This window comes from Methylobacterium sp. NFXW15, from assembly GCF_049887755.1.
In the GTDB taxonomy this organism is placed as follows: Bacteria; Pseudomonadota; Alphaproteobacteria; order Rhizobiales; family Beijerinckiaceae; genus Methylobacterium.
This window is the reverse complement of the sequence record NZ_JAGEKG010000013.1, coordinates 60,168-72,552: the sequence shown is the minus strand read 5'-3', so window position 1 is coordinate 72,552 and position 12,385 is coordinate 60,168. Positions and strand designations below refer to the sequence as shown.

Below are 12,385 nucleotides of genomic sequence, written 5' to 3'. Positions count from 1 at the left end.
GAGTAGAGCTGCGTCTTAACGGACGCGTTGCTTCGGTAATCCCGGGCGGTTGGTGCTGCGACGCACAGCCGTTGGCGCCTCCCGAGGGTAGGGTAAGGCATGATCTCGAAAAGCATCAGCTACCTCATGATCGGCGCTTTCGCCTCGGGCCTTCTGATGACGGCTCTGGGTGTCATGGACGTCGTCGCTGGCCACTAACGTGGCCGTACACCTCCGGGTGCATCTCTCGACCACCGGGCCGTCCCACGGTCCGGTGGTCTTTTGCTGTCCGGGGTTTCCGGGCTGGGGAAGCCTGTGCATGACGTTTCGGGCCTCGACGTCGAGCCAACCTCTGACGTAGAAGCTGCCGCCCGGCGCTTCGGGCTGGCACGAGGAATCGAGATGCCCGGATCGACGCCGTTTCGCCGTGTGCTGGTCAAGCTCTCGGGCGAGGCCCTGGCCGCCCCCGACGGATATTGGCTGCATCCCCCGACCCTGGCCGCCATGGCCGAGGATGTTGCGCGCTCGATCGCCAACGGGCTCGAGATCGCCATCGTGGTCGGCGGCGGCAACATGATCCGCGGCGCGCGCATTTCGGCGGCGGGCTGGATCGACCGGGCGACCGGTGATTCCCTCGGCATGATGGCCACGGTGATGAATTCGCTCGCCATCGAGACCGCGCTCAATGCGGCGGGCGTGCAGGCGCGGACCATGTCGGCCGTATCCATGCCGACCATCTGCGAGACCTATGCCCGACAGCCCGCCCTGCACCACCTCGACAAGGGACAGGTGGTCGTCCTCGCGGGCGGCACCGGCAACCCGTATTTCACCACGGACACCGCCGCCGTCCTGCGTGCCGCCGAGCTGCGCTGCGATGCCGTGCTCAAGGCGACCCAGGTGGATGGGGTCTATTCGGCCGATCCGAAGAAGGACCCCTCCGCCACGCGCTACGACCGCATCACCCATGACGAGGCCATCGCACGGGACCTGAAGGTGATGGACACCGCCGCGTTCGCCCTGGCCCGGGAGAGCAGGCTGTCGATCGTCGTCGGCTCGGTCCACGCCCCGAGTTCCATCGCCGCGATCCTGTCCGGCGAGGCCCCTTCGACCCATGTGGTCCCCTAACAGGGGGATGCTGCAACCCGGCGTTTGCGGGCGAGAAAAAATTCGTCCATTGAGGCCGCGATCGCGCGCCCTGCGCCGCGCCCCTTTTCCACCATGCCCGTAGGGACCTGACGCCATGGCCACTCCGGAATTCGACCTCAACGACATCAAGCGCCGCATGACCGGTGCCGTGTCCTCCCTGTCCAAGGATCTCGGTTCGCTCCGCACCGGGCGGGCGTCCCCCGGCCTGCTCGATCCGATCCAGGTCGATGCCTACGGCTCGATGATGCCGATGTCTCAGGTCGCCACGGTGAGCGTACCCGAGCCGCGGCTCCTCTCCATCTCGGTCTGGGACCGCAGCATGGTGACGGCGGTCGAGAAGGCGATCCGCGAGTCCGATCTCGGCCTCAATCCGCAGACCGAAGGCCAGACCATCCGCCTGCGCATCCCCGAGATGAACGAGCAGCGCCGCAAGGAGATGGTGAAGGTCGCGCACAAATACGCGGAGGAAGCCCGCGTCGCCGTGCGCCACGTCCGCCGCGACGGGCTCGACCACCTCAAGAAGCTCCTGAAGGACAGCGCGATCTCCGAGGACGACGAGAAGCGTCAGGCGGGCGACGTGCAGAAGGCGACCGACGCTCATATCGCCGAGATCGACGGCGTGCTCGCGTCGAAGGAAAAGGAAATCATGCAGGTCTGAGGTCGGCGTGACCGACGTTCCGGCCCAGACTCCTGTGGAGAAGGCGGCTTCGGCCGCCGTTTCCGTTCCGCCCGTGCGCCGTTCGCGGCGGGAATTATGGCTGCGCGTCGCCTCCGCCGTCGTCCTCGCCCCCGCCGTCATCGCCGCCCTGATCTACGGTGGGTGGGCCTTCGCGGCCGTGTGGCTTGCCGCGGGCATCATCGGCTTCGGCGAATGGATCGTGATGAGCCGCGTCGAGCCGCGCGAGGTGCTGATCGCACTCGGTGCGGCGACGCTGGCCGCGCTGGTCGTGACGTTGCAGGCCGAGGCGCCGGCGCTCGCCTGCTTCGCCGTGCTGGCCCTCGGCGCCGCCGCCTGCGCCACCGTCGCGCGGACCACGGCCGGGCGGTGGCGCACGCTTGTCGGGCTTCTCTGCGCGGGGATCATCGCCTCGGTTCCCACCGCCCTCCGGGACGATCCGGTCCTCGCGTTGATCGGGCCGATCTGGATGTTCGCCGTGGTCTGGTCCACCGACATCACCGCCTATTTCGTCGGCCGCAAGATCGGCGGGCCGAAGTTGATGCGGGCGATCTCGCCCAACAAGACATGGTCCGGCGCGTTGGGCGGCCTGGCCGGAGCCGTCGCCGCTGGGGCGCTGGTGGCCGTGGGCGCCGACCTCCTGGGTTTCACCCTGCCGCGCGGCGCCTCGCTGCCGGTCGTGGCCGGAACGAGCGCGGTGGCCTCAATCCTCAGCCAAGCGGGCGACCTGTTCGAATCGTGGTTGAAGCGCCGTCATGGCGTGAAGGATTCGAGCCGCATCATCCCCGGCCATGGCGGGGTGATGGACAGGCTCGACGGATTTTTCGCCGTGGCCGTTCTGGCCGGGCTCTATCTCGTCCTGCGTGGGCAGGGCTTGATCGGTTAGAATTCTGGGAGTTTCGCCCGTGGTGCAGACCGTCACCGTTTTGGGGGCCACCGGCTCCATCGGCCGCTCCACGGCGGACCTACTCACGCAGCACGCAGATCGTTTCCGCACAGGCGCGGTAGTCGGCGGGCGCGATGCGGTGGCGCTGGCCAATGTCGCCCGCGAGTTGAACGCCAGCTTCGCGGCCCTGGCCGACGAGGCCGGCGGCCCGGCCCTGGCCGAGGCTCTTGCGGGAACGGGCATCCCGAGCGGCGCGGGGGAGGGGGCCGTGATGGAGGCCGTGTCCCGCGAGGCCGATATCGTGGTCGCTGCCGTCAGCGGAGCGGCCGGTCTCAAGCCGACCCACGCGGCGCTGCGCCTGGGTCGCACCGTGGCGCTCGCCAACAAGGAAAGCTTGGTCTGCGCGGGTGACGCCTTCATGCGCGATGCCAAGCGCTACGGCGCCACCATCTGGCCGATGGATTCCGAGCACGACGCTTTGGCGCAGGCCCTGCACGGCCGCCCCCTCGACGACGTGCGCACCCTGATGATCACGGCCTCGGGCGGCCCGTTCCGCACCTGGACGCGGGAGCGTATCGCTGCAGCCTCACCCACCGAGGCCGCTGCCCACCCGACTTGGTCGATGGGCATGAAGATCAACATCGATTCCGCCTCCCTGATGAACAAGGGGCTGGAACTGATCGAAGCGCACCACCTCTTCGGCATCGAGCCCGAGCGGCTCGACGTGGTGGTGCATCCGCAATCGGTCATCCACGGGATGGTCTATTGGATCGACGGTGCAGTGACGGCGGAGCTCGCGCTGCCGGACATGCGTGTCCCGATCTCGCATTGCCTCGGCCTGGGCGATCGCCTGTCGATCGAGCGCGGTCGGCCCCTCGACCTCGTGAAGCTCGGCTCACTGACCTTCGAGGCGGCGGATGAGGAGCGTTTCCCGTGCCTGCGCATCGCTCGCGCGGCGCTGTCCGAGGGCGGCGCGGCGCCGACCGTGATGAACGCCGCCAACGAGGTTGCGGTCGCGGCGTTCATCGCCGGGGGGATCGACTTCTACGGCATCGCCGACCTCGTCGAGCGCGCCTGCACGCATTTTGCGCCGGTCTATCCCAAGGCCCCGGCCGATGTGGAAGAGGCCCTCGCCATCGACGCGCATGTCCGCAGCTGGAGCGCAGAATCGTTGCCGGAAATGCGGGCGGCGGGATAGCACCCTCCGCTCGCAAAGACGGTGAGGGTGATCAGGTCGGCGGCGTGCCGTTCGACGCCAGCACCTGCCCGGCGAGGTAGAGCGAGCCGCAGATCAGGATGCGTGGTGCCCGTTCGAAGCTGATATCACCGACGGTTTCCAGCGCGGCTTCGACGCTCGGAGCGACACGCGCCGAGAGACCAGCACGCTCCGCGATCTCCGCGACTTCCTCCGGCGGGCGAGCCGCGACCTGATTGGGGATCGGCACCGCGATCAGCGCGCGGGCGAGGCCCACGAAGTGACGGAGGAAGCCGTCTGCATCCTTGGTGCCGAGCAAGCCGACGATCAGCACGAGGGGGGCATCGCTGCGCTCGCCGAGGTCGCCCATCGCGGCGGCGAGGATGCGTCCGCCATCCATGTTGTGCCCGCCGTCGAGCCAGAGCTCGGCGCTGTTCGGCACGAGGTCGGCGAGGCGCCCCTTGCCGAGGCGTTGCAGGCGGCCCGGCCATTCGACACCCGTGAGGCCCCGTTCCAGGGCGGCGGTGCCGATATCTCCGAACCCGGCCGCGCGCAGGGCCGCGATGGCGGTGCTGGCGTTTACGAGCTGGTGGCGCCCGGCAAGGCGGGGCTTGGGGAGATCGAACAGTTCGGTTTCGTCCTGATAGACGAGCCGCCCGCGTTCCTCGTGTACGGAAAAGTCCTGGCCGCCGACGATGATCGGGGTCGCCCCGACCCGCTCGGCCTGGCGGCACAGCACCGTGTCGGCCTCGGCGTAATCCTGCGTGGCGATCACCGCCGGGCAGCCGCGCTTGAAGATGCCCGCCTTCTCGGTCGCGACCAGTTCCACCGTATCGCCGAGATATTCCGCATGATCGCGGCCGATGGGCGTTACCACGGCGCAGGCGGGTTCATCGATCACGTTGGTGGCGTCCACCCGGCCGCCCAGGCCCACTTCGAGCAGCAGTACATCCGCCGGATGCTCGGAGAAGAGCAGGAGTGCGGCGGCGGTCGTGATCTCGAAGACGGTGATCGGATCTTCGGCATTGGCCGCCTCACAGCGGCGGAACGCGTCGGCGAGCTTGTCCTCATCCACGAATCGCCCGCCGCCGATGGCACCGAGCCGGATGCGTTCGTGGAACCGCACCAAGTGCGGCGAGGTGTAGACGTGGGCCGCGAGCCCCCCGGCTTCGAGGATCGCGCGCATGAACGCGATGGTCGATCCCTTCCCGTTGGTCCCGGCGACGTGGATCACCGGCGGCAGGCGTCGCTCGGGGTGGTTCAGTCGCGCGAGAAGCCGTTCGATCCGCCCGAGGGAGAGATCGATCGTCCGGGGATGCAGCGCCAGGAAGCGCGCCAGCAGGGCGTCGGAAGAGTCCATCGACCCTCAGGCCATCTCGGCGGCGGGCGCGGAGGCCGTTTCGGCCTGCGCGGGGGCGGGCAGGTTCATCAGAAGACCGCAGAGGGTCGTGATCGTATCCTTCAACTGATGCCGATGGACGACCTGATCCACCATGCCGTGCTCGCGCAGATATTCCGCCCGCTGGAAGCCGTCAGGCAGCTTCTCGCGAATCGTCTGCTCGATGACGCGCGGTCCCGCGAAGCAGATCAGCGCCCCCGGCTCGGCCAGGTGGACATCTCCCAGCATGGCGTAGGACGCGGTGACGCCGCCCGTGGTCGGGTTCGTCAGCACCACGATGTAGGGCAGGCGCGCGTCGCGCAGTCGCCGCACCGCCACGGTCGTGCGCGGCATCTGCATGAGTGAGAGGATACCCTCCTGCATCCGCGCGCCGCCGGAGGCCGAGAACAGGACGTAGGGCGTCTTCTTCTCCACCGCCTTTTCGGCACCGCGCACGAAGGCTTCGCCCGCTGCCATCCCGAGGGAGCCGGCCATGAAGCCGAATTCCTGCACGGCCAGCGTCATCGGAATTCCGCCGACGCGGCCGAAGCCGATCTTGAACGCGTCCTGCAGGCCGGTCTTGCTGCGAGCGTCCTTTAGGCGGTCGACGTAGCGCTTCTCGTCACGGAACTTCAGCGGGTCCGTGGCGACCTCGGGCAGGGCCACATCGATCCACGTTCCACCGTCGAACATCATCTTGAGGCGCGCGGCGGCGCTCATCTTCAGGTGATGTTCGGAGCCGGGAATGACCCAGTGGTTGGCCTCCACCTCCTTGTGGAAGACCATCTGTCCGGTATCGGGGCACTTGACCCAGAGGTTCTCTGGCGTCTCGCGCTTGAACAGCGTCTTGATCCGGGGGCGCACGACCTCCGAGATCCAGTTCATCGGTTCGACCATGCTGAATCGCCCGTGTCGTTCGATGCGGCGCCGGGGCGCCGAATGGAGTGATGGGTTTAAGCCGTGTGGCTGACGGAGCGGACGCCCTCGGCGAGTTCCCGCACCAGGGAGGTCACGGCCTCGACCGTGCCGTCGCCGGCCCGGCCTCCGCTGTCGAGGGAGCGGTGGAGCGCATCGACCAGGGCCGAGCCAACCACCACACCGTCCGCGCCCTTGGCGATGGCAGCGGCGTGGGCGCCGCTCTTCACGCCGAAGCCGACCACCACCGGAAGCTTGGTGTGCTTGCGGATCCGCCCCACCGCCTCGGCCACGCGCCCGAAATCGGGGGTGGCCGTGCCGGTGATGCCGGTGATCGACACGTAGTAGACGAAGCCCGCCGTGTTCGCGAGCACTGCGGGCAGGCGCCGCTCGTCGGTGGTAGGGGTGGCAAGCCGAATGAAGGCGATGCCCTTCGCCAGCGCCGGGAGGCAGAGCTCGGAATCTTCCTCCGGCGGGCAATCGACCACGATCAGCCCATCGATACCGGTCTCGACCGCGTCGGCCAGGAACCTGTCGACGCCGTAGGTGTGGATCGGGTTGTAGTAACCCATCAGCACGATCGGCGTCGTCTGGTTCTCGGCCCGGAAGCGGCGGGCGAGGTCCAGCGTCTTCGCGACGTCCTGTCCCGACTTCAAGGCGCGCAGGCCTGCCGCCTGGATCGCCGGGCCATCGGCCATGGGATCGGTGAAGGGCATGCCGAATTCGAGGATGTCCGCCCCGGCGCCGGGCAGGGCGCGCAGCACCTCCAGCGAGGTCTCCGGGTCCGGATCCCCCGCCATAATGTAGGTGACCAGCACCGCGCGGCCCTCGGAACGGGCCTTGGCGAAGGTGCTATCGATGCGGCTCGGCGTGGCAGACGGCATGGGACGGTGCTAGCGGCTTTCGGGAAACGGATCGCGCTACACCATCCCCGCCCTGCCGTGAAGCGGGGCGGGCAAGAGCGCCTGCGCGGCTATGGTTCCGCCAAGGGCAGCCCACGGCTCGGCGGAGAGGGCTGAAGCTCGGGTGTCGCGTCGAACAGCTTGCGGTGCGCGAGCACGGCATAGGTATCGGTCATGCCGGCGATGTAGTCCGCGATGCGGCGGGCGATTCGTGGCTCGGAGGCTCCGGCGAGGTCGGCACTCCATTCCGGCGGCATCCGAGACGGGTCGGCTTTGAAGGCCGTGAACAGGTCCGTGACGATGGCTGATGCCTTCTCCCGCACCGCGACGACGCTGGCGTCGCGGTACATGCGTTTCCAGAGGAACCGCATCACCTCCGCATCGGCCGCCTCGATCGTCCGCGAGAAGGCGACGACGGGGGCACCGGCCGCATGGATGTCGGCGACGCTTGCGGGGTTGAGAGCCGCGATCCGCCGCTCGCTCTCGCGGATCACGTCCTCGACGAAGCGGGTGATCACCCGGCGCGCGAGTTCGTGGACGATCCGCGCAGGCTCCAACCCCGGATGCAGGGCCTCGATCTCCTCAAGAAGCCCCGCGAGGAAGGGCACGGCGGTGAGATCCTTCAGGTCGAACAGCCCGGCGCGCAGCCCGTCATCGAGATCGTGCGCGGCATAGGCGATGTCGTCGGCGAGGGCGGCGGCCTGCGCCTCCGGCCCGGCATGGAGGGCGAGGTCCAGGGGGTAAACCGCATTGTATTCGAGGATGGCCGCCGGGATGCCTCGCTCGGCGTAGCGCGGCGTCGGAACGCCCTGAGCTGTCAGGAGCGGCCCGTTATGCTTTACCAGCCCTTCGAGGGTCTCCCAGGTCAGGTTCAGCCCGTCGAACCCGGCATATCGCCGTTCCAGCCGCGTGACGATGCGCAGGGTCTGAGCGTTGTGGTCGAACCCGCCAAAGGGGGCCATGCAGGCATCGAGCGCATCCTCGCCGGTATGGCCGAAGCAGGTATGGCCGAGGTCGTGCGAGAGGGCGAGCGCCTCCGCCAGATCCTCATCGAGCCCCAGGGCGCGGGCCAATGCGCGGGCGATCTGCGACACTTCCAGCGAATGGGTGAGCCGCGTGCGGTAATGGTCACCTTCGTGGTGCACGAAGACCTGCGTCTTGTGCTTCAGCCGCCGGAACGCAGTCGAATGGATGATCCGGTCGCGGTCGCGCTGGAAATCGCTGCGCGTGGGCGAGCCCGGCTCCGTGATGAGCCGCCCCCGCGTCGCGGCGGGATCGGTCGCGTAGGGTGCCCGCCACCGCTCGCCGTTGGCCCGTTTCGTGTCTTGCACAGTCGCTCCTCACCCGCCCGCATTGCAGCACGGACCGGAGGCCCATATCTTGGTGGTCCGAGGGCTCGGGGCAATCGCCGTCCCGTGCCGCCGCGGATTTGCCTGTGGCTGAAACGATGTCCGAGATCACTTTGACGCCCCGCGCCGCCAAGCGCATCAACGAGATCATGGGCGACGAGCCGCCCGGCTCCCTGCTGCGCATCAGCGTGAACGGCGGGGGCTGCTCCGGCTTTTCCTACGCCTTCGATATCGCCCGCGACCGGCAGGACCAGGACATCGCCATCGAGCGCGATGGCGCTACGGTGATCGTGGACCCGGTCTCGGTGCAGTACATGGCCGGATCGACCATCGACTTCGTCAACGATCTGATCGGCCAATCCTTCAAGATCGAGAACCCCCTCGCTACCGCCTCCTGTGGCTGCGGGACCTCTTTCTCGCTCTGAACGACCTGCCGAAAACGTTGCGGCCGGGTGACAGGTCCCGTTCGCCACGCTCGCGCCACCATCCAACGATTGTGTCGCGACGGAAAACGCGCGACGCGATCCGTCGCGCCCGTGTCTCGGCAAGTTGGACCTGTCCATGACTTTTCCGGCGGCTCGCCGTCTCCGGTCGGCCCTCGTAGCCTGCGCCGCCGCGCTGGCTTTCGGCCTCGCTGTCCCTCATCCGGTGCGTGCGCAGGAAGGCGCCGCCGCCGTCCAGGACGTGACGCTCACCGATGTGGTGCTGCCGCTCGGCGCCACCGTCATCAAGGTGCCCAAGCTCACCGCGAGCGGCACCCGCCTGTCGCGGGACGATCTCGCGGCGATCTTCAAGGCCGATGCCTCCGAGCCCTGGGCCGTGCGCCTTGCGCGGCTCGACGCGGCGAGCCTGACGGCGCCGGTCCTCAATTCGGAACATGCCGGTCCCGGTGACCAGCGACAGAGCGCGACCTATCGCGACATGGTCGCCCGCGACGTGCGCGGTGGCCGTATCGGCGAATTGACCGCTTCGGGCGTCACCCTCAGTTCCAAGGGGACCAAGGCGGCGCCGGATGCGGCGGGCACCTACGGCGCCTTCCGCGCGACCGATGTCGATCTCGCCTCCTTCGCAAGGCTCGCCCTGGAGCCCGGTGACGGCAAGGGGCCGACCCTGCGTGTCTATGGCACGATGCAGCTGTCCGACATCGCCCTCTCTGACGCCAAGGGCACGACCGTGAAGGTCGCGCGTCTGGAGGGGCGCGATCTCGGCGCCCGCCAGGTGCCGAAGGGCTGGAACGGCTCCCTCGACCTTCTTTCGCGGGGCTTCGACGATCCCGAAACCAAGCGCGGTGCGGCCTCCGCCACCGCCGACCTGCTCGGCGCGCAGACGGTCGGCAGCATCGACCTCAAGGGCGTCAGCATCAGCGATTCGACCGCGGAGCCTTTGCTCCTCGAAGCCGAGCGGCTGTTCTACGCCTCCGCCGGTCCCGATGCCGGGCTGGGCATCGAGGGTGCCAGCGTGTCCAGCGGTAACACCCGGACGCGCCTCGGCAAGATCACCTTGACGGGCATGAACCTCGCTCCGGTGATCGCTGAGATGCGACGGCTCGCCGACAAGCCGGACACCGCGCCGAATGCCGAGGAGAGCCGTCGCCTCGCCACCGGCATGGGCACCCTGACCCTCACCGATCTCACCGTCGATCTGCCCCCCGCTCCGCCGCCGGTGCAACGGCGCGGCTCTCTGGATGCGCCCGCTGGGAAGCAGGCGGCGGGCGGCAAGTCCACTGCGCGGACGCGGGTCGCTGAAGCCCGCGCCCCGGATGCCAAGGCCGGCGACCCGCTCGCCGTGCCCGCGGCCCTCAAGACGAACCGCGTTGCCCTGCGTAAGGCCGTGTTCGGCGTCGGACCCGCTTCGGAGGGCGCGCCGCCCTCGACGCGGCTCGCGCTCACCGGGCTCGACGTGCCCGCTTCTCTGGCGGCGGGCCTGCCGTTGGTCGGTGCCCTTCCGGCCTTCGGCTACGGCGACCTGAGCTTCGACATGACGGCCGATGCTGCCTGGGACGAGGCCGCCCGCACCGTCGCCCTACGCGACGTCACGATTGCGGGGAAGGATATCGGTACGGTGCGCCTTGCGGCTCTGTTCGGGGGCATCGGTCCGGAATTGTTCTCTGGAAGTGTCCCGGCGCAGACCATGCTGCTGTTCTCGGGCAATGCGCGGACCGTCGATCTCACGGTGGAGAATAGCGGCCTGTTCGAGCGTTTCCTGGCCGCTCAGGCGAAGGAGCTGAGCCTGAAGCCCGACGAGTTGCGCAAGGAATACGTCACCGCCAGCGTGCTCGGGGTGCCGGTGATCCTCGGCAATGGCCCGGCGGCCAAGACCATCGGCGCGGCCATGGGTCAGTTCGTGATGAATCCGGGCAAGCTGACGATCCGCGCCAAATCGAAGGAGCCCACGGGCATCGGCTTCGTGGAGCTCGGCACCGCGGGCTCCCCGGCCTCCGTGCTCGACCGGCTCGACATCGAGGCGAAGGCGAACTGAACGCAGTTCAGTCCGCGATCACCTCGGGATGCCGGGCGGACAGGCCGGTCCTCGTCGCGTCGGCCCAAGCCCGGTCCCGCAGGCGGCGAGGCCGGTCGAGGGTGATGTCTGCGACCAGCGTCGCGGGGCGGCGGGAGACGAGGAGCAGACGGTCGGCGATGGCGATGGCCTCGGCGACGTTATGCGTCACCATCAGCACGCTCATCCCCGCTGCATCCACCGTGTCGACCACGAGAGCGCGCAGTTCGGCCGCCGCGTTGTCGTCGAGCGAGACGAAAGGTTCATCCAGCACCAGCACCTTCGGCCCACCGGCCAAGGCCCTTGCGAGGGCGACGCGCCTCTGCATTCCGAGGGAGAGGGCGCGGGGAAAGCTTGTGCGCCAGGGCGTGAGGCCCAGCCGTTCGAACAGGGCATCGAGGTCGCGGCCCCGGTCGGCCTTGGCGAGGCCGAGGCGGACATTGTGTTCCACACTGCGCCAAGGCAGCAGGCGCGGCTCCTGAAACACGATGCCGGCCTGCTCCGCGCCCGCAACCTCGCCGGTGAAGTCGGTGTCGAGGCCGAGCAGGATGCGCAGGGTTGTGGTCTTGCCCGCACCGGACGGTCCGATGAGGCAGACGATCTCACCCTCCCGGATCGTGAAGGCGAGGTCGCGCACCGCCTCCACGGGCGCGGCGCCCTTCGGCCGGTAGGTCTTGCCCGCGACGGCGACCCGCAGGACTGGCATCCCGTCAGCGCCAGCGACGGACATGGGCTTCGAGCCGCTGGAGGAGGAGCACGTCGATCCCGATCATCACCGCCATGAACACGAGGCTGTAGCCGATGATGGCGGCCACGTCGGTGCTCTGGATGAAGTAGAAGTTGATGGCGAAGCCCACACCGTCCGGTCGCCCGAGCAGTTCGACCACGAGGACGATCTTCCACGCGAGCGACAGGCCCGAGCGCGCCGCCGTGACGATGTAGGGCTGCAATTGCGGGACGAGCACGTCGCGCATCCAAGTCCAGCGGTCGAACCGGTAGGCGCGTGCCATCTCCTCCAGGCCGGGATCGAGGTTGCGCGACCCCTCGCGGACGATGACCGCGACGTTCGGCAGCTTGTTCAGCACCACGGCGAGGATCGCCGCCGTCTCGTTCAGTCCGACCCAGACATAGGCGAGCACGGTGATGACGAGAGCGGGCGTATTCAGCAACACGAGCAGCGGCGTGTCGAGGGCGAGGTCCGCCTTGCGCGAGCGGCCCAGGGCGACGCCCAAAGCGGTGCCGAGCCCCATTGCAATGGCGAAGGCGATCGCCACACGCAGCAACGTGATGCCGACATTGTGGGCGAGGTCGCCCCGCTTGGCCTCCGCGACGATGAAGTCGAGCACGGCGAGCGGCGCGGGTAGCAGGCGCGAATGGGCTTCCCACGCGGCGGCCTGCCACGCAGCGATCAGGATCGCCAGGGAGATGATGCGGGTCAGCACGCGGGCAGGGTCGCGCTGGTA

General features: G+C 68.6%; 12 protein-coding genes. 6 read left to right on the top strand and 6 right to left on the bottom strand.

Annotated elements, in window-relative coordinates:
- Window positions 1-381 precede the first annotated feature (381 nt).
- The 4 genes from pyrH to dxr all read left to right on the top strand — a co-directional run bounded on the left by pyrH (window position 382) and on the right by dxr (window position 3,885).
- Complete coding sequence (gene pyrH / locus J4O73_RS21825; protein ID WP_378969900.1) at window positions 382-1,104, top strand: UMP kinase; 723 nt, start codon at window positions 382-384, stop codon at window positions 1,102-1,104.
- Window positions 1,105-1,219: 115 nt separating this feature from the next.
- The gene (gene frr, locus J4O73_RS21820; RefSeq protein WP_378969902.1) at window positions 1,220-1,783 is read left to right on the top strand and encodes a ribosome recycling factor; all 564 of its coding nucleotides are present in this window, start codon (window positions 1,220-1,222) and stop codon (window positions 1,781-1,783) included.
- Window positions 1,784-1,817: 34 nt separating this feature from the next.
- Window positions 1,818-2,687, top strand: coding sequence for a phosphatidate cytidylyltransferase (locus J4O73_RS21815; protein WP_426220862.1), 870 nt, complete (start codon window positions 1,818-1,820; stop codon window positions 2,685-2,687).
- A 19-nt stretch (window positions 2,688-2,706) separates the two neighbouring features.
- A complete protein-coding gene (gene dxr, locus J4O73_RS21810) occupies window positions 2,707-3,885 on the top strand; it encodes a 1-deoxy-D-xylulose-5-phosphate reductoisomerase (protein WP_426220825.1) in 1,179 nt (392 codons plus the stop codon).
- Between the two features lie 31 nt (window positions 3,886-3,916).
- Here dxr and J4O73_RS21805 read toward each other — a convergent pair whose 3' ends face one another.
- The 4 genes from J4O73_RS21805 to J4O73_RS21790 form a co-directional block, all read right to left on the bottom strand.
- Entirely contained in the window at window positions 3,917-5,242 is a 1,326-nt protein-coding gene (locus J4O73_RS21805) for a bifunctional folylpolyglutamate synthase/dihydrofolate synthase (protein WP_426220823.1), read from the bottom strand.
- Window positions 5,243-5,248: 6 nt separating this feature from the next.
- Window positions 5,249-6,157 (bottom strand): acetyl-CoA carboxylase, carboxyltransferase subunit beta, encoded by a 909-nt coding sequence (gene accD / locus J4O73_RS21800; RefSeq protein WP_426220821.1) that lies wholly within the window; start codon window positions 6,155-6,157, stop codon window positions 5,249-5,251.
- Window positions 6,158-6,213: 56 nt separating this feature from the next.
- Window positions 6,214-7,059: a tryptophan synthase subunit alpha gene (trpA, locus tag J4O73_RS21795; protein WP_426220819.1), complete on the bottom strand. Its 846-nt coding sequence runs from the start codon at window positions 7,057-7,059 to the stop codon at window positions 6,214-6,216.
- Window positions 7,060-7,148: 89 nt separating this feature from the next.
- Window positions 7,149-8,408 (bottom strand): deoxyguanosinetriphosphate triphosphohydrolase, encoded by a 1,260-nt coding sequence (locus tag J4O73_RS21790; protein WP_426220817.1) that lies wholly within the window; start codon window positions 8,406-8,408, stop codon window positions 7,149-7,151.
- A gap of 116 nt (window positions 8,409-8,524) precedes the next feature.
- On the opposite strand from J4O73_RS21790, the gene J4O73_RS21785 reads away from it, so the two are divergent.
- Entirely contained in the window at window positions 8,525-8,851 is a 327-nt protein-coding gene (locus J4O73_RS21785; RefSeq protein ID WP_378969913.1) for a HesB/IscA family protein, read from the top strand.
- A 136-nt stretch (window positions 8,852-8,987) separates the two neighbouring features.
- Entirely contained in the window at window positions 8,988-10,904 is a 1,917-nt protein-coding gene (locus J4O73_RS21780; RefSeq protein WP_426220816.1) for a hypothetical protein, read from the top strand.
- Window positions 10,905-10,911: 7 nt separating this feature from the next.
- Here the strand turns inward: J4O73_RS21780 and J4O73_RS21775 are convergent, their stop codons facing one another.
- On the bottom strand, window positions 10,912-11,652 hold the full coding sequence (locus J4O73_RS21775; protein ID WP_426220814.1) for an ABC transporter ATP-binding protein: 741 nt from the start codon (window positions 11,650-11,652) through the stop codon (window positions 10,912-10,914).
- A complete protein-coding gene (locus tag J4O73_RS21770; RefSeq protein WP_426220812.1) occupies window positions 11,633-12,364 on the bottom strand; it encodes an ABC transporter permease in 732 nt (243 codons plus the stop codon). The genes J4O73_RS21775 and J4O73_RS21770 overlap by 20 nt, the downstream gene beginning before the upstream one ends.
- Window positions 12,365-12,385: the final 21 nt, after the last annotated feature.

Excerpts from the sequence above, each read along its gene's own strand:
- pyrH (WP_378969900.1), top strand. The coding sequence starts at position 382 with ATGCCCGGATCGACGCCGTTTCGCCGTGTGCTGGTCAAGCTCTCGGGC.
- frr (WP_378969902.1), top strand. The coding sequence starts at position 1,220 with ATGGCCACTCCGGAATTCGACCTCAACGACATCAAGCGCCGCATGACC.
- J4O73_RS21805 (WP_426220823.1), bottom strand. The coding sequence starts at position 5,242 with ATGGACTCTTCCGACGCCCTGCTGGCGCGCTTCCTGGCGCTGCATCCC.
- accD (WP_426220821.1), bottom strand. The coding sequence starts at position 6,157 with ATGGTCGAACCGATGAACTGGATCTCGGAGGTCGTGCGCCCCCGGATC.
- trpA (WP_426220819.1), bottom strand. The coding sequence starts at position 7,059 with ATGCCGTCTGCCACGCCGAGCCGCATCGATAGCACCTTCGCCAAGGCC.
- J4O73_RS21785 (WP_378969913.1), top strand. The coding sequence starts at position 8,525 with ATGTCCGAGATCACTTTGACGCCCCGCGCCGCCAAGCGCATCAACGAG.
- J4O73_RS21780 (WP_426220816.1), top strand. The coding sequence starts at position 8,988 with ATGACTTTTCCGGCGGCTCGCCGTCTCCGGTCGGCCCTCGTAGCCTGC.
- J4O73_RS21775 (WP_426220814.1), bottom strand. The coding sequence starts at position 11,652 with ATGTCCGTCGCTGGCGCTGACGGGATGCCAGTCCTGCGGGTCGCCGTC.